Raw genomic sequence first — 13,697 nt, forward strand, 5'->3', positions numbered from 1 at the left:
GGGTGATCTCTTTTTAGAACGGCATCCAGGGACTGGCGAAGAAGCGACTCAGCCAGCCTGCGTTGTTGGTGTCGGCCAGTGCGCCGCTGCCGGCGTAGGCAATGCGGGCCTCGGCCAGGCGCTGCGACGAGACGCGGTTGTCCGGCGTGATGTCGGCCGCGCGCACATAGCCGCTCAGGCGGATCATTTCCTCGCCCTGATTGAGGTACAGGCTTTTCTCGCCCTGCACACGCAGCAGGCCGTTGGGCATGACCTCGTGCACGATCACCGTGATGGCGCCCTGCAAGGCGTTCTGCTGGGTGCTCGCGGCGTTGCCGGCGAAGTTGTTCTGGCTGCTCAGGCCGATGTCCGTCTTGAGCGCCTTGCCAGCCAGCGTGGCCGGCGAGATCGACACATCGCTGTTCTTGCCGAAGCTGGTGTTGGCCTTCTTGCTGGCCTGCGTGGTTTCGTCCAGCAGCACGGTCAGCACATCGCCGGCATGGAAGCTGCGCACGTCGGAGGTCAGCGACCAGCCGTTGTCGGCCACGAACACGCCCCCCGAGCTGCCGCGGCGCGGCGCCTGCTGCACCAGCGGCAGCGGCGATGGCGGCGTCAGCTCCGGCGCCTTGGGCGGCTCGATGCCGGCGCAGCCGACCAGCAGCGCCGCGCCTGCCATCAGCCCTGCAAGAACAAGCGCACGCATCTCAGCGCACCGCCTGCGCCAGGGACTGCAGCATGTTGTCGGCCGCAGACAGCACCTTGGTGTTCATCTCGTAGCTGCGCTGCGCCGCGATCATGTCCACCATCTCTTCGACTACCTGCACGTTCGAGCCTTCCAGCGCGCCCTGCTTGAGCTTGCCGAATGCGTCGGTGCCGGGGTTGCCGGTGGTCGGCGTGCCGCTGGCGGCGGTTTCCTGGAACAGGTTCTCGCCGCGTGCCATCAGGCCGGCCGGGTTGATGAAGCCTGCCAGCTGCAACTGCCCGAGTTCGGTCGGTGCGGTGCTGCCGCCTACGGTCGCGGTCACCAGGCCGGACTCGGAGATGGACACCGCGGTGGCCGTGGCCGGCACCGTGATTTCGGGCTGCAGCGACAGGCCTTGCGAATTCACCAGCTTGCCTTCGGCATTGACCTGCAGCTGGCCGGCGCGGGTGTAGCCGGTCTCGCCATTGGGCATCGCGACCTGCAGGAAACCGTTGCCGACGATGGCCACGTCCAGGCTCTGGCCGGTGGTCTGCAGGTTGCCGTTGGTGAACACCTTCTGCGTGCCGACCACGCGCGTGCCGGTGCCCAGCATGGTGCCGACCGGCGAGGTCGTGCCCTCGGCCTTCTGGGCGCCGGGCTGGCTGTCGACCTGGTAGAACAGGTCTTCCAGCATCACCCGGTCGCGCTTGAAGCCGACGGTGTTGACGTTGGCGAGGTTGTTGGCAATGGCCTGCAGCTTGGCGTCTTGCGCCTGCACACCGGTCTTGCTGATCCACATGGCGGGATTCATAGGGAACTCCTGTTTGAATTGAGGAACCTGAGGTTCAGTCGCGGATCAGCCGGTTGCCACTGTCGGCCATGCTGTCGGCGGCGTGGAACAGCTTCATCTGGATCTCGAAGTCGCGGTTCAGCGTCATCGTCGCGACCATCTCCTCGACCGCGCCGACGTTGCTGCCTTCGACGAAGCCGCCGTGCACGCGCACGCTGTCGTCGCTCTCCAGCGTGTCGCCGCGGCGCGAGACGATCAGCCCGGCTTCGTTCTTGACCACGTCCTTGGCCTCGGGCTTGACCAGCTTGAGCTTGTCGACCACCTGCATGGCCTCTTCGCCCGCCGGCTGGATGGAGATCGAGCCGTCGCTGGCGATCTCCAGCTTGCGGTACGGCGGCAGCACGATGGGGCCGCCTTCGCCCATCACCGGCCGGCCATTGACCGTCAGCGCGCCGTCCTCGGCCAGCTGCAGTTGGCCAGCTCGCGTGTAGGCCTCGCTGGCCCCGTACTGCACCGTCAGGTAGCCGCCGCCCTGCAGGGCCACGTCCAGGTCGCGCCCGGTCGGCTTGGCCGTGCCTTCGCGGGCCGACACGCCATTGGCCTGCAGCTTGTTCAGGTGGCGCGCGTCGTAGCCGAAGCCGCTCACCGTCTGGCTGGTGGCCAGTTCCATGTCGGCCTGGAAACCGGAGGTGTCCAGGTTGGCCAGGTTGTTGGCGTGCACCTGCTGGGCCCGCAGTGCGCGTTCGGCACCGCTCATCGCGGTGTAGATCAGGGCGTCCATGCGGCTTGCCTCAGACGGCCTGGAACAGCGCCTGCATCATCTCGCTCTCGGCGGAGATGACCTTGGTGTTGGCCTGGTAGTTGCGCTGGGCGGACATCAGGTTGACCAGCTCGCCGGTCATGTCCACGTTGGACTGCTCCAGCGCGCCCACCGTCAGCGAGCCCGCCATGCCGGTGCCCGGGGCGTAGTACAGCGCCTGGCCCGAGGCCTGCGAGGCCGTCCAGCTGGTATCGCTGGTGGGGGTCAGGCCGTCTTCGCTGGGGAAGGTGGCCAGCGCCAGCTTGGCGATGGTCTGCTTCTGGCCGTTGCTGTACTGGGCCAGCACCGAGCCGTCGTCGGAGATCGTCGTGCCGGTCAGCGTGCCGGAGGCATAGCCGTCGGCGGCGTTGACGCTGTTGGTCGCTTCGCCGGCGTACAGCGTGGTGCCGGTGTAGTCCACGTCGATGCTGAGCGCGCTGGCGCCGTCCGGCGTGCCCAGTGCCAGGGTCACCGCGCCGGCCGGCGCGGTCAGCACGCCGTTGGTGCTGAAGCTCAGCGTGTTGGTCGTGCCCAGGTCGTTGCCGTCCATCGTGTAGTGCACGTCCACCGCGTTGCTGCCGGACTTGACGAAGTACTGCGTCATGGTGTGCTGGGTGCCCAGCGAGTCGTAGACCACCGAGACCATCGAGCTGTTGAAGGTCTGCGCGTCGGTCTTGTCGAAAGGCGTCAGCGTCGGCGTGGTCCAGTCCTTCGACATGTTGGCCACGTACGAAAGCTTGCTGCTGGCCTTGGCGGCGATCTGGCCGCTGGGCACGCTGATGTCGCCCATCGCACCCAGCGCGGTCGAGCCCGGCGTCACCGCGTAGCCCTGGACCTTGCGGCCGCTGGCGTCGACCAGCATGCCGGTCTTGTCGACCACGAAGTTGCCGACGCGGCTGTAGCTCATCAGGCCGGTGCTGTCGCGCAGTGCGAAGAAGCCGCGGCCCTGGATGGCGGCGTCCAGCGAGCGGCCGGTGGACAGCGTGCTGCCGCCGGTGCCGATGCTTTGCGTCAGCGAGCCGATCTCGGCGCCGGTGGGGCTGGAGCCGGCCACCATCGCGCTGAAGTTGGCACGGCTGGACTTGAAGCCGTAGGTGCCGGAGTTGGCGATGTTGTTGCTGATGCTGTCGAGCTGGGTGTTGACAGCATTGATGCCGGACAGGGCGATTTCGAAGCTCATGGTCGGGACTCCTTCAGGACGTTCAGGACTTGCCGTTGAATTGGGAAATGTTGCCGGGCGAGACTTCGCCCAGGTGGCTGACGGTCAGCGTCATGCCGGCGGTGGACAGGCGGATGTTCTGGATCCGTCCGGTCACCGCGACAGCCGGCGTCGCGCCGCTGGTGGTCTTCACCGCGATGTCGTAGGTGCCGGCCGGCAGGCCCAGCGCGACCGGGTCCAGCGTCAGCGAGACCTCGCCAATGCCTTTGCTGCCCAGGTCCACGTTGTGCTTCACGCCGTCGGCGCCGGTCAGCACCAGCGTCGCGTTGTTCTCGGCGCTGGCAAGCGTGAATTTCGCCGGCACCGTGCCGGAGGCGTCCAGCTGCACGTGGTCGGTCACCACGTCCACGCTGTTGCCGACCTGGTTGCCCAGTGCCAGCGTCTGCAGGCTGTCCAGCAGCGTGTTGGTGGCCGCACTTTGGCTGCTCAGCGACTGCAGCGATTCCATCTGGCTCAGCTGCGTCAGCTGGTTCACGAAGTCGCTCGGGTCGTTCGGCTCCAGCGGGTTCTGGTTCTGGATCTGCGCCACCAGCAAGGTGGTGAACAGGTCGGTGCCGCTGCCGTTGGCGCTGACCAGGGCGTTGGACAGGGCGCTGGTGCTGCCCGTGCTTTGCGTCTGGGTGGTGAGCGTGTCACTCATGCTCATGCCTCCCCAAGCCGCAACACTGACTGCTGCATAGACCGCACCCGGCCCAGCACTTCGACGTTGGTCTCGAAGGCCCGCGAGGCGGCCATCATGTCGGTCATTTCGGCGACCGGGTTCACGTTCGGATAAAACACTTTGCCCTCCTCGTTGGCCATGGGGTTCTCGGGTTCGTAGGCTTCGCGCAGCGGCTCGGTGCTGCTGACGACGTCCAGCACCTGCACGCGGGCACCGGCGCCGCTGTCGCGGCCCATCACGGCTGCGAAGACCGGCTTGCGGGCGTGGTAGGCGTCGGTCGCGTTGCTGGCGGCGGACTGGGCGTTGGCCAAGTTGCTGGCGACGGTGTTGAGCCGCACGGTCTGGGCGGTCATGGCCGAGCCGGCGATGCGGGTGATGTCGTGGAATGGCATGTCACTGTCCTGCGATGGCCTTGGCGAGGCCTTTGAGCTGCATGTTCAGAAAGGTCAGGCTGACCTGGAAGTCGCTGGCGTTCTGAGAGAATTCGGCCTGTTCCACGCCCAGCTCCACGGTGTTGCCGTCGGCCGAGGGGTGGTTGGGCACCCGGTATTTCGCCGAGCCGTCGCTGTCCAGGGACAGGCCGCTGGCCTCGTCGGCGGTGGCGCTCTGCAAGGCCGCGCCGAAGTCCAGGTCGCGGGCCTGGTAGCCGGGGGTGCTTTCGTTGGCCAGGTTGGCGGCCAGGACCTGTGTCCGTTCGGCGCGCAAGCGCAGCGCCTCGGGGTGTGTGCCCAGGGCCTTGGTGAAGTCGATGCTCATGCGATTCCTTTGTTCAGGACGACGGTCAAACGTGAAGTGGGGGCTGGCCTGCCTGCCGCTGCTGCTGTCTGCGGCCCAGGCGGCAGAGCCGCTGGCTGCGCGCGTGGCGGCGGCAGCGCGCCAGGCGGTGATCGAGCAGGCCGAGCGCGACGGGCTGCAGGGCGTGGAAGTCGAGGCCGAACTCGCGGCGCTGCCGAGCACGCCGCCGAGCTGCGCGGAGCCGCGCATCGAGCCGGTGGACCTGCGCCAGCCGGCGCACATGCGCTTCGTGCTGGTCTGCCCTGGTGTCGGCGCCCGGCAGCTGGTGAACGTGCGGGCCACGCTGTCGGCCGAGGTGGGCGTGGCGCTGGTGGCACTGAATGCGAACCAGCCGATTGCCGAGCGCGACGTGGCGCTGGAGCGGCGCGACATCAGCACGCTGCCCGATGCCAGTTCGGACCTGGCCGAGCTGGTCGGCATGAGCCCGCGCCGTGCGCTGCGTGCCGGCCAGGTGCTGCAGAAACGAATGCTGTCGGCGCCGCTGCTGGTGCGGCGCGGCGAGTCTGTGCGCATCGTCGCGCGCAGCGGGCCGGTGGAAGTGACCAATGCCGGCGAGGCGATGGACCCGGGTCGTCTGAACGAGACCGTGCGCGTACGCAACAGCCGCACCGGCCGCATCCTGCGCGCCCGCATCACCGGTGCCGGTGAAGTGGTGCCTGTGGAGATGGACAGCAACAACATGGCGGCGCCCGATCAGTCCCGCGACTGACGGATCTGGCCCGCCACGCGCGCCAGCTTGGTCGCGTAGGCCGGGTCGGTGGCATAGCCGCCGCGCACCAGCCCCTGGCCATAGGCCAGCGCGTCGTGGCCGGTGTTCAGCGCGCCCTGGTAGTGCGGCGCCTTCAGCAGCAGTTGCGTCAGGTCCTTGAACGAGGCCGAAGGGTCGTCGTAGGCCCGAAAGCGCGCCACCTCGGAGACGGCTTCGCCATCCGCGTATTCGGTGGTGGTGTTGTCGCCGCTGGCGCCCTGCCAGGCCTTGCCGGCCTTCAGGCCGAACAGGTTGTGGCTGTCGGCGCCCTGCGCGTCGCGCAGCGGCCGTTGGCCCCAGCCAGACTCCAGCGCCGCCTGCGCCGCCAGCACATGCGGCGACACGCCCAGCCGCGCGCCGGCCTCGGCGGCCAGCGGGGCCACCTGTTCGAGAAAGGCCTGTTGCGGGCCGGTCAACGCGCCTGCGGGTGCATCGGTGGGTGCGTCGGGGTTGCCGGCCGGCGAGCGCATGCCGTTCAGCGTGGCCAGGCGGGCCCGGGCTTCGGCATTCAAGGTGCTGGCACCGCCAAAGGCTTCGCCGCTGTCGCCCTGCTCGATGAACTGCTGCACGTCCTGGCGCAGCGAGCGGCCGAGCTCGTTGTAGACCGCGCCGAAGCCAGCGGGGCTGGTGGCGCCCAGCGCTGCAGTCGGCTGCGTGGCCGCCGTCGGTGCGGTGGCCGGGGTGGCGGTGGTGAACGGGTCAGGCAGGCGCATAAAGGTCACTGTCGGGTTCGAGCACACGTTGCATCAGCTCGTGCTGCTGGGTCAGCAGCGCGCAGTTGCGCAGGTTGGCGTCCTTGCAGGCACGCACCAGGTCTTCGAGCGCGGTCCACCAGGCCGTGCCGGTCGCCTGCAGCGACGGGCCGAGGCCTTGCAGCACCTGGTCCATGCCGGCGTCCTGGCCGACCAGTCGCTCGACCAACGCGGTGCGCCGGGCGCGGCGTTTCTGCATGCGCTCCACGCAGACGACGATGTCGGCTGCCAGCGCCGGCAGCGGCTTGGGGTCATGCTTGAGCAGCGCGTCGAACTGCAGGTTCAGCAGCACCTGCAGCTGGCGCGCCTCCTGCAAGTCGCTGCGCAGGTCCTGCAGCAGCAGCGCAGTCGCCTGGCGGCTGTTGTTGGCGCGGGCTTGGACGTGGCTCATGGCGGGTTCAGCCGCGGCCGTTGTGGAAGCGCTGCACCAGGCCGGCCAGCCGGTCGGCATCGAACTTGATCTCGCCGCGGGCCAGCGCGTCGCGCAGCTCGGCGACGCGGGCGCTGTCGATCTCCGGCATCGCGTCCAGCGCCTGCATGGCGGGCGCCAGCGCGTCGGACTGCAGCGGCGCGGCCGTGTCGGCGGCGGCGCTGGCGCCAACCGGGGCGGCAGGGCTCACCGGTTCGGCGGCAGCCGGCGCAGCGGTGCCGGTCAAGGGGTCCAGTGTGGTTCGGCCGGTGATTCGCATGCGGGCACCTCGGGTAGGTTTCGTTTGCATCTCAGCGCTCCGCGAGCGTCGAGGCTTGTTGGGTCAGCTGGTGGCGCACCTTGGCGTTTTCGGCAACGGTGGCTTTCAGCGGCAAGGCTTCGGCGGCCGGCAGGCGCGTCGGGTGCAGGCCCATCTTCGAAATCGCCGCCGCACCGTTGGCCGAAGGCGCGGCCTGGCTGACCACCATGTCGGCGCCTTCGGCCAGCGGCTGGACCTGGCCGGGCATGCCGAAGGCGGCAGCCAGTGCACGGGCCTGGGCCGTGCTCAGCACCACCAGTTCAATGCGACGGTTCACGGCGGCGCGCGGGTCTTCGATCTTCATCGGCGCGCGGTCGGCCATGCCGATGACCTGCAGCACGCTGGCCGCCGGCATGCCGCCGTAGGTCAGGCTGAGGCGGGCGGCCATTGCGCGCTGGTTGGACAGCGTCCAGTTCGAGAACGCCGCGGCGTCGGTGTTGGCATAGGCCGTCGCGTCGGTGTGGCCCAGCACCAGCAGCTGGTTGTCGATCTCGGCGAACAGCGGGCCCATCTGGGTCAGCAGCTTGCGGAACCTGGTGTTGGGCACCGCACTGCCGCGGGCGAACATGCCTTCGCCGTCGGTGTCGTGCAGCAGCACGCGCAGGCCCTGCGGCGTGACTTCGGTCTTCAGGTGGCTTTCCAGGCCGGCGTCTTCGGCCAGGCCGGAGAGCTTGCGGGCCAGCAACTGCATGTCTTCCGGGCCGTCCATGTGCTTGCGTTGCAGCGGATGGGCCTGGTCGGTCTGGCCGTTGCCCTGGTTGGGGCCACGGGCCGCGTTGGTACCGCCCTGGCCGGGCACCGGCTCGCGGGTGATCAGGCTGCCGAACTGGCTGCCCTTCAGGTCCGGGATGTGGCCCTGGCTGCCTTCGTCGATGGGCGTGCCCATGACGGACAGCAGGTTCTGCTCGGCCGCTTCCTTGTCGCGCGAGGCCAGCAGCCACAGCACCAGGAACAAGCACAGCAGCGCGAGGCAGAAGTCGGCAAACGCGACCTTCCACGCGCCGCCGTGGGCCTCGTCATGGCCCTTGGCCGAGACGCGCTTGACGACGGTCTCGCCGTGATGGGCATCAGGCTTGGGCACGCTTGTCTCCTGCGCGGCGTTGCGGGGTGGCGCCGGCGTCGCCGGCGTCCTGCATCTTGTTGATCCAGCCTTCCAGGCGGGCGAAGCTGGGCTTGATGTTGAGCTGCACCAGGCGGCGGCCGGCGTCGATCGCCAGCAGCGCCGGCTTGCCCGAGACATGCGTGACCAGCACCACCTTGACCGACTCGAAGGCCTGCAGCTCCTCGCTGACCAGCTGCTTCATCATGTTGCTGATCGGGTCCAGCACGCCGTAGCACATGAAGATACCAATGAAGGTACCCACCATCGCGGCGCCGACGCGCACGGCGATCTCGGCAGTGCCGGCGCCTTCGGCCACCACGTTCATGGTCATCACGATGCCCAGCACCGCGGCCAGGATGCCGAAGCCCGGCATCGCCTCCCCGATCTTGGCCAGCGACTTGGCTGGCTGCGCCATCTCTTCGTGGATCGCTTCGATCTCTTGTTCGAGCACACCTTCGAGCTCGTGTGCATTGATCTTGCCCATCGCCATCAAGCGAAAGTTGTCGACGATGAAGTGGAGCAGCTTGGGCTCTTCGAGGATCAGCGGATAACGCTTGAAGAGATCGCTCTCATGCGGGGCTTCAACGTGTGCGTCCAGTGCCTTCAGGCCGCCGGCCGCCGTCTGCAGCAGCTCGTACATCAGCAGCAGCAGCTGGCGCTGGAATTCCTCGCCGGGCTTCTTGCGCATCATCACCTTGCGCACCTGCAGCCACATCTCCGAGAGCACGTGCTTGGGGTTGCCCAGCACGATGGCGCCTGCACCTGCGCCAACGATGATCAGCAGCTCGGTGGGCTGCCAGATCATCTTCATGTCGCCGTCGTGGATCATGTAGCCGCCGAAGACGCAGCCGACGATGATGAGGATGCCGAGGATGGATTGCATGGGGTGGTCTCTTTGGGGGCTAGCGGGTCAGGCGGCGGTCAGGCGGCCAGGTGGCGCTTCATCTTCTGCAGCGCGGCCTTGTTGATCTGGCAGATGCGGGCCTCGGTCAGGTCCAGCACCGCGGCGATTTCCTTCAGGCTCAGCTCGTACTCGTAGTACAGCTGGATCACGCGTTGTTCACGTTCGTCCAGCGCGCTCAGGGCTTGCGCCAGGCTGCGGCGCTGGATCAGGATCTCCTCGGGCGAGCGCTGCGCCGAAGGCAATTCGGCCATCTCGTGCAGCAGTTCGTCGAAGCTGGCCATCTGCTCGGCGTTTTCTGCGGCGAGGTGGGCCTGGTAGGTTTCCGGCGTGAGCTTCAGCACCTTCAGCACTTCGGCCTCGGTCGGCTCGCGGCCCAGGCGGCGCGTCATCTCGCGCAGGCCGTCGCGCAGCTTGTGGCTGTCCTGGCGCACGCTGCGCGGGCGCCAGTCCTGGCGGCGCAGTTCGTCGAGGATCGCGCCGCGGATGCGCAGCGAGGCAAAGGCAGCGAACTTTTCGTCCGGCGGGCCGTAGCGGCGCAGTGCTTCCAGCAGCCCCATCAGGCCGATCTGCTGCATGTCGTCGCGGTCCATCGTGGCGCTGAGCTGGGCGCTGAGCTGGCGCACCACGCGCTTGACCAGCGGCGTGTGCGCGATCAGCTCGCGCTGCTCGCGGGCCGGGTCGAGCGCGGCGCGCGCAGCTTCGCCGCCCGCCTCGGCATAGGCCGCCACCTCGAAATGACCCGCGTGCAAGTCCATGGTCATTCGACGATGAGCTTGCCGATCATGGCCTCGGCAAACGGCATCTCCTGATGCTCGGCTGCATAGGCCTCATGGAACGCCTCGTTGAGCGTGCTGGCCAGGGCGTCCACGCCCATCGAGCTGGCCTGGGCGCGGGTGCGCTCCGACAGGGCTTTCACCGCCACGCTGCGCAGCAGCGGCAGGTGGTCCCGGGTCTGCTTCTCGGTCTTGGGCGGCGCCTTGAAGACCAGGTCCACGGCCAGGTAGTGCGAGCCGCTTTCCTGTTCGCCGTTGCGCAGCATCACGATGACTTTGTCCAGCGTGACGTACTTGTAGTCCACCGCTTCGGCCACATGCGCCTTGGCCTCGCCGGCCGACCCATGGTCTTTCAGCTTCCACCAGGCCGCGGCACCGCCAGCGGACAACAGCAGGACGGTGGCGACACCGCCGAGGATCAGTTTCTTGGACATCGCGTTCAGCCTTTGCGCAGACGGAAGGGGGTGGTGGCCGTGCCGGTTTCTGCATCGGCCTCGGCCAGTGCGCGGCCGGGGGCCTGCGCTTCATCGGAGGTGGTGCGCTGCGGCTGCTGGCGGCCGGACTGGCCGAAGTCGCTGCCGTTGGCCGCGCCCTGGCCGACCTGCACCCGCACTTCGCCGGCATGGCGCTGCGACAGGTCCTGGCGCAGCCCGTCGCTGACCTGGGCCAGCTGGCGCGCCACTTCGGCATGGCTGGCCGACAGCTGCACCTGCAGGCTGCCGCCTTCGTGGCGGATCTGGATGTCGATGTGGCCCAGCTGCGGCGGCGACAGCCGCAGCTGGGCCTGCTCGCTGCGCTGGTCGGCCTGCCAGGCCAGGCGCGGGCCCAGGGCCTGGCGCAGCGGCTGGCGCAGGTCGGCGTCCGGGCCGGCCGGCAGGGCCAGCGAGGTGCTCATTTCCTGGCGGCTCGGTGCCGCGGCCGTGGCGCTGCCGACGCTGGGCAGCGCGGCAGAGGCATCGTCGGCATCCGCGGCGTCGACCACCGATGCCTGCAGCGCGGGGCTGGCCACGTCGGCCTTGGCGGAGGGCGCCTGCACCGGTGTCGCAGCGACCGGCGTGGGGGCAATGCCTGGCGTTGCCGCCTGCGTTGCAGCGGCGTTTGCCGTGACAGGCTTGCCCACCGCCGCGAGGCCGGCGGCCGCTGGTGCCGGGCGGGGCGTGTTGCCGGCCGGTGCTGGTGCGGTAGAGGTGGCGGCAGCCGCGGCGGCCGAAGCCGAGGCCATCAAGCTCGCCAGCAGCGGCGACAGCGCGGGCCAGTCGGGTTGCAGCGCGGCGGTGCCGGTGTCGATGGCGTCCTGGCTGTCGTCGGCCGCCGGCTTGGCGGCCTGTGCGGGCAGCTCGGGTGGCGCGACCCGCGAGCTGTCGACCGGCAGCTTGACGTCCGCGCCACCAGTGGGCGTGACCGGCAGCGGCAGCGGCAAAGCTGGGGTCGACGTGTCGGCCACCGCGGCGCGCTGCAGCGTGGCGCCGAAGCCGGCCAGCGGCGTGGCGACCGGCGTGCCGGCGGCGGCATCGGCCTTGTTGGCGGCGGGGTTCGCTGGCGTCGCCGGGGCGATGGCGCCGGTGTCTGCCGTGACGTTGACCGAGAGGGTGTTCAAAGCCATGTTCATGTCGATTGCAGCGTTGCGCTCATGCCGGCATAGGCCAGCCAGCCTTCTTTTTGCAGACCCATCTCGTGGAGCTGGGTGCCCAGCGTGGCCAGCGCCTGTTCGCAGCGGGTGCGGGCGGCCTCGTGGACCTCGCGCAGTTCGGCCAGCGCCCGGCGCTCTGCCGCACTCCATTCACCTTCGCCGGCCAGCGCCGGCAGCGCGCGAGACAGTGCGGCCTCCGCCTGCACCAGCGCCCGCCAGTCGCCGAAGTCCGGCGCCTGGCTGCTCGCCGAAGCGGCGGGCATGGTGCGCTGCAAGGCTTTCTGCAAAGCCTCGCGCAGCTGCTGCAGGCGCTGGGCTCTAGCCATGGTGGGCCTGCACGTCCTGCCAGCCCTGGCGCAGCGTCTGCACCACGCCGCTCACGTCGTCGACCATGGCCGGGTCCAGCGTGATGCCGGCGCGGCACAGCCGGTCGGCGCAGAACTCGTACAGGGCCTGCAGGTTGCCCACGACCTCGCCAGCGCCATCGGTGTCCAGCGCGCTGGACAGCCCGTTGAGGATGCCGATGCACTTGTCCAGGCTCCTGGCCTTCTGCTCGAAGCGCTTGGCTGCGATGTGGGCCCGGGCGCGGGCCAGCTCTTCGAGCAGGCCGTCCGTCAGGATCAGCACCAGTTCGACCGGCGAGGCCTGGGCGGTCTGCGCGCCCAGGTTGACGGTCTGGTAGCTTTGATAGGCGTCTTGGTACAAGGGAGTTTTCCTGGCGAGGGGAGGTCGTGGGGCCGTGCAGGTCAGCTCAGGCTGCCGAGCAGGCTGGTGTTGTCACTCATGCTCGACTGCAGCGACTGCAGCTGGGTGAACTGGGCCAGGTAGCGCTGGTAGAGCATGTTGTATTGGTCCTCCAGCTTGGTCTGGCGCGTCGTGATGCTGGCCTGGGTGCGCTGCACGCTGTCCTGCCGGCTCTTGATCAGCCCGGTGCTGCTGTTGGTCCATTGCTTGCTCAGCGTGCTGAAGGCGCCCATCAGGCCGGTCGGGGCGCTGCTGCTGTTGCTGCCCAGCAGGCTGTCGAGGCCGTCGGGGTGCGCGGTCAGGCCCTTGCTGAGCTTGGTCTGGTCCAGCGAGAGCTGGCCGTCGCGGCCGGCCGTGATGCCGAAGTCCATCAGCCGCAGCCCGCCCACGTCCTGGCGCAGGATGCTGGCCAGGTGCGAGCGCAGCGAGGTCACGCCGGAGTCCGACGCGAACGCGCCGGCCGTGGTGGTGCTGCTGCCGATCTTGGTCAGGTCGTCCAGCGCCGATTCGAGCTTGTTGTAGGCGTCGACGAAGCTCTGCACATTGGTGGCCGTGCCGCTGTCGTTGTTGGTCACGGCCAGCGTCAGCGGGCTGCTGCCAGTGGTTTGCGCCTGGGTCACGGTGAGGCTCACGCCGGCCACCGCGGTGAAGGTGTTGGAGGCCTGCTGGATCTTCACGCCGGTGGTCTGCGCGCCCAGCCACATCACGGCGTCCTGCGCGGCGCTGAGCTGCTTGCCACCGCCGTCCAGCGTGGTCTTCAGTGCGCTGGCCGGCAGGCCGCTGGTGTCCAGCGTGATCTGGCTGCCGGCGCCGGTGCTGCCGGCGCTCAGCACCAGGTTGGTCTGGCTGCCGGAGGTCACGACCATCGCGCTGACCAGCCCGTTGTTGCCGCTGGCCTGGTTGATCGCGCGGGCGATCTCGGTCTGCGACAGCGTGCCGTTGTTGTCCTGGTCGGCGCCGGCCAGGTTGACGTTGAAGCTGCTGCCATTGGCCATCTGCACGACCAGCGGGCCGCCCAGCGAGACCGGCACGGCCGGCAGGTCCTCGAAGGCGATCTGGTGCGCGCTGGCGACCTGCTCGACGAAGACCGAGTAGTTGCCCGCCGTGGCGCCCGCGCCCGCGGTGGCGGTGGCAAAGCCGCTGCTGCTCAGCGTGGCGCCGTAGCTCAGCACGCTCTTCTTGGTGGTCATGGCCGAGAGCGCGGTGTCGAACGCGCTCAGCGCCGACTGCAGCTTGCTCAGCGCCGAGGCGGTGCTCTGTGCCTTGGTGGACTGCGTGGTCAGCTGCGACTGGGTGGCCGAGGTGTACGCGGTGGCCAGCTGCTGCGCAGTGGTGGCCGGGTCGATGGTGGTGCTGCCCATTGAGATCTCCTGGTCGATTGACGGGGGTTG

The 13,697-nt window shown here is 68.9% G+C and carries 19 protein-coding genes; 1 reads left to right on the forward strand and 18 read right to left on the reverse strand.

Annotated elements, in window-relative coordinates; translation table 11 throughout:
* Window positions 1–13: 13 nt before the first annotated feature.
* From flgH to flgB, 7 genes are read right to left on the reverse strand one after another with little or no spacing between them, the layout of a single operon-like run.
* A complete protein-coding gene (gene flgH / locus LRH25_RS01930; RefSeq protein WP_141287867.1) occupies window positions 14–682 on the reverse strand; it encodes a flagellar basal body L-ring protein FlgH in 669 nt (222 codons plus the stop codon).
* A gap of 1 nt (window position 683) precedes the next feature.
* Window positions 684–1,472: a flagellar basal-body rod protein FlgG gene (gene flgG / locus LRH25_RS01935; RefSeq protein ID WP_170200875.1), complete on the reverse strand. Its 789-nt coding sequence runs from the start codon at window positions 1,470–1,472 to the stop codon at window positions 684–686.
* 34 nt (window positions 1,473–1,506) lie between these two features.
* Complete coding sequence (locus LRH25_RS01940) at window positions 1,507–2,232, reverse strand: flagellar basal-body rod protein FlgF (RefSeq protein WP_141287866.1); 726 nt, start codon at window positions 2,230–2,232, stop codon at window positions 1,507–1,509.
* A gap of 10 nt (window positions 2,233–2,242) precedes the next feature.
* Window positions 2,243–3,430, reverse strand: coding sequence for a flagellar hook protein FlgE (locus LRH25_RS01945; RefSeq protein ID WP_141287865.1), 1,188 nt, complete (start codon window positions 3,428–3,430; stop codon window positions 2,243–2,245).
* A gap of 22 nt (window positions 3,431–3,452) precedes the next feature.
* On the reverse strand, window positions 3,453–4,109 hold the full coding sequence (locus tag LRH25_RS01950; protein WP_141287864.1) for a flagellar hook capping FlgD N-terminal domain-containing protein: 657 nt from the start codon (window positions 4,107–4,109) through the stop codon (window positions 3,453–3,455).
* A gap of 2 nt (window positions 4,110–4,111) precedes the next feature.
* Window positions 4,112–4,522 (reverse strand): flagellar basal body rod protein FlgC, encoded by a 411-nt coding sequence (gene flgC / locus LRH25_RS01955; protein ID WP_141287863.1) that lies wholly within the window; start codon window positions 4,520–4,522, stop codon window positions 4,112–4,114.
* 1 nt (window position 4,523) lies between these two features.
* The gene (flgB, locus tag LRH25_RS01960) at window positions 4,524–4,886 is read right to left on the reverse strand and encodes a flagellar basal body rod protein FlgB (protein WP_141287862.1); all 363 of its coding nucleotides are present in this window, start codon (window positions 4,884–4,886) and stop codon (window positions 4,524–4,526) included.
* 31 nt (window positions 4,887–4,917) lie between these two features.
* On the opposite strand from flgB, the gene flgA reads away from it, so the two are divergent.
* The gene (flgA, locus tag LRH25_RS01965) at window positions 4,918–5,634 is read left to right on the forward strand and encodes a flagellar basal body P-ring formation chaperone FlgA (protein WP_231010077.1); all 717 of its coding nucleotides are present in this window, start codon (window positions 4,918–4,920) and stop codon (window positions 5,632–5,634) included.
* On the opposite strand, the gene LRH25_RS01970 is transcribed toward flgA, so the two are convergent.
* From LRH25_RS01970 to fliD, 11 genes are read right to left on the reverse strand one after another with little or no spacing between them, the layout of a single operon-like run.
* The gene (locus tag LRH25_RS01970; RefSeq protein ID WP_231010078.1) at window positions 5,619–6,386 is read right to left on the reverse strand and encodes a glycoside hydrolase family 73 protein; all 768 of its coding nucleotides are present in this window, start codon (window positions 6,384–6,386) and stop codon (window positions 5,619–5,621) included. The genes flgA and LRH25_RS01970 overlap by 16 nt on opposite strands.
* Window positions 6,373–6,816: a flagellar export chaperone FlgN gene (flgN, locus tag LRH25_RS01975; protein ID WP_231010079.1), complete on the reverse strand. Its 444-nt coding sequence runs from the start codon at window positions 6,814–6,816 to the stop codon at window positions 6,373–6,375. The genes LRH25_RS01970 and flgN overlap by 14 nt, the downstream gene beginning before the upstream one ends.
* A 7-nt stretch (window positions 6,817–6,823) precedes the next feature.
* Entirely contained in the window at window positions 6,824–7,114 is a 291-nt protein-coding gene (gene flgM, locus LRH25_RS01980; RefSeq protein ID WP_231010080.1) for a flagellar biosynthesis anti-sigma factor FlgM, read from the reverse strand.
* Window positions 7,115–7,145: 31 nt separating this feature from the next.
* Complete coding sequence (locus LRH25_RS32945; protein WP_141290327.1) at window positions 7,146–8,234, reverse strand: flagellar motor protein MotB; 1,089 nt, start codon at window positions 8,232–8,234, stop codon at window positions 7,146–7,148.
* The gene (gene motA / locus LRH25_RS01990) at window positions 8,221–9,138 is read right to left on the reverse strand and encodes a flagellar motor stator protein MotA (RefSeq protein WP_141290326.1); all 918 of its coding nucleotides are present in this window, start codon (window positions 9,136–9,138) and stop codon (window positions 8,221–8,223) included. The genes LRH25_RS32945 and motA overlap by 14 nt, the downstream gene beginning before the upstream one ends.
* 38 nt (window positions 9,139–9,176) lie before the next feature.
* Window positions 9,177–9,914, reverse strand: a complete 738-nt coding sequence (locus tag LRH25_RS01995) for a FliA/WhiG family RNA polymerase sigma factor (RefSeq protein ID WP_141290325.1) — start codon at window positions 9,912–9,914, stop codon at window positions 9,177–9,179.
* A gap of 2 nt (window positions 9,915–9,916) precedes the next feature.
* On the reverse strand, window positions 9,917–10,366 hold the full coding sequence (locus tag LRH25_RS02000) for a flagellar basal body-associated FliL family protein (RefSeq protein ID WP_141290324.1): 450 nt from the start codon (window positions 10,364–10,366) through the stop codon (window positions 9,917–9,919).
* 5 nt (window positions 10,367–10,371) lie between these two features.
* On the reverse strand, window positions 10,372–11,535 hold the full coding sequence (locus LRH25_RS02005; RefSeq protein WP_231010081.1) for a flagellar hook-length control protein FliK: 1,164 nt from the start codon (window positions 11,533–11,535) through the stop codon (window positions 10,372–10,374).
* Between the two features lie 2 nt (window positions 11,536–11,537).
* Complete coding sequence (locus tag LRH25_RS02010; RefSeq protein WP_231010082.1) at window positions 11,538–11,888, reverse strand: hypothetical protein; 351 nt, start codon at window positions 11,886–11,888, stop codon at window positions 11,538–11,540.
* The gene (fliS, locus tag LRH25_RS02015; RefSeq protein ID WP_141290627.1) at window positions 11,881–12,267 is read right to left on the reverse strand and encodes a flagellar export chaperone FliS; all 387 of its coding nucleotides are present in this window, start codon (window positions 12,265–12,267) and stop codon (window positions 11,881–11,883) included. The genes LRH25_RS02010 and fliS overlap by 8 nt, the downstream gene beginning before the upstream one ends.
* A gap of 41 nt (window positions 12,268–12,308) precedes the next feature.
* On the reverse strand, window positions 12,309–13,667 hold the full coding sequence (fliD, locus tag LRH25_RS02020; protein ID WP_141290625.1) for a flagellar filament capping protein FliD: 1,359 nt from the start codon (window positions 13,665–13,667) through the stop codon (window positions 12,309–12,311).
* Between the last annotated feature and the right edge of the window lie 30 nt (window positions 13,668–13,697).

Origin of the sequence: Ideonella azotifigens (assembly GCF_021043325.1) — a bacterium.
Lineage (GTDB): Bacteria > Pseudomonadota > Gammaproteobacteria > Burkholderiales > Burkholderiaceae_C > Ideonella > Ideonella azotifigens.

Excerpts from the sequence above, each read along its gene's own strand:
- flgM (WP_231010080.1), bottom strand. The coding sequence starts at position 7,114 with ATGCGAATCACCGGCCGAACCACACTGGACCCCTTGACCGGCACCGCT.
- LRH25_RS01940 (WP_141287866.1), bottom strand. The coding sequence starts at position 2,232 with ATGGACGCCCTGATCTACACCGCGATGAGCGGTGCCGAACGCGCACTG.
- motA (WP_141290326.1), bottom strand. The coding sequence starts at position 9,138 with ATGCAATCCATCCTCGGCATCCTCATCATCGTCGGCTGCGTCTTCGGC.
- fliD (WP_141290625.1), bottom strand. The coding sequence starts at position 13,667 with ATGGGCAGCACCACCATCGACCCGGCCACCACTGCGCAGCAGCTGGCC.
- LRH25_RS01945 (WP_141287865.1), bottom strand. The coding sequence starts at position 3,430 with ATGAGCTTCGAAATCGCCCTGTCCGGCATCAATGCTGTCAACACCCAG.
- LRH25_RS01970 (WP_231010078.1), bottom strand. The coding sequence starts at position 6,386 with ATGCGCCTGCCTGACCCGTTCACCACCGCCACCCCGGCCACCGCACCG.
- flgN (WP_231010079.1), bottom strand. The coding sequence starts at position 6,816 with ATGAGCCACGTCCAAGCCCGCGCCAACAACAGCCGCCAGGCGACTGCG.
- LRH25_RS01950 (WP_141287864.1), bottom strand. The coding sequence starts at position 4,109 with ATGAGTGACACGCTCACCACCCAGACGCAAAGCACGGGCAGCACCAGC.
- flgG (WP_170200875.1), bottom strand. The coding sequence starts at position 1,472 with ATGAATCCCGCCATGTGGATCAGCAAGACCGGTGTGCAGGCGCAAGAC.
- LRH25_RS01995 (WP_141290325.1), bottom strand. The coding sequence starts at position 9,914 with ATGGACTTGCACGCGGGTCATTTCGAGGTGGCGGCCTATGCCGAGGCG.
- flgC (WP_141287863.1), bottom strand. The coding sequence starts at position 4,522 with ATGCCATTCCACGACATCACCCGCATCGCCGGCTCGGCCATGACCGCC.
- LRH25_RS02000 (WP_141290324.1), bottom strand. The coding sequence starts at position 10,366 with ATGTCCAAGAAACTGATCCTCGGCGGTGTCGCCACCGTCCTGCTGTTG.
- LRH25_RS02010 (WP_231010082.1), bottom strand. The coding sequence starts at position 11,888 with ATGGCTAGAGCCCAGCGCCTGCAGCAGCTGCGCGAGGCTTTGCAGAAA.
- flgB (WP_141287862.1), bottom strand. The coding sequence starts at position 4,886 with ATGAGCATCGACTTCACCAAGGCCCTGGGCACACACCCCGAGGCGCTG.
- LRH25_RS02005 (WP_231010081.1), bottom strand. The coding sequence starts at position 11,535 with ATGGCTTTGAACACCCTCTCGGTCAACGTCACGGCAGACACCGGCGCC.
- flgH (WP_141287867.1), bottom strand. The coding sequence starts at position 682 with ATGCGTGCGCTTGTTCTTGCAGGGCTGATGGCAGGCGCGGCGCTGCTG.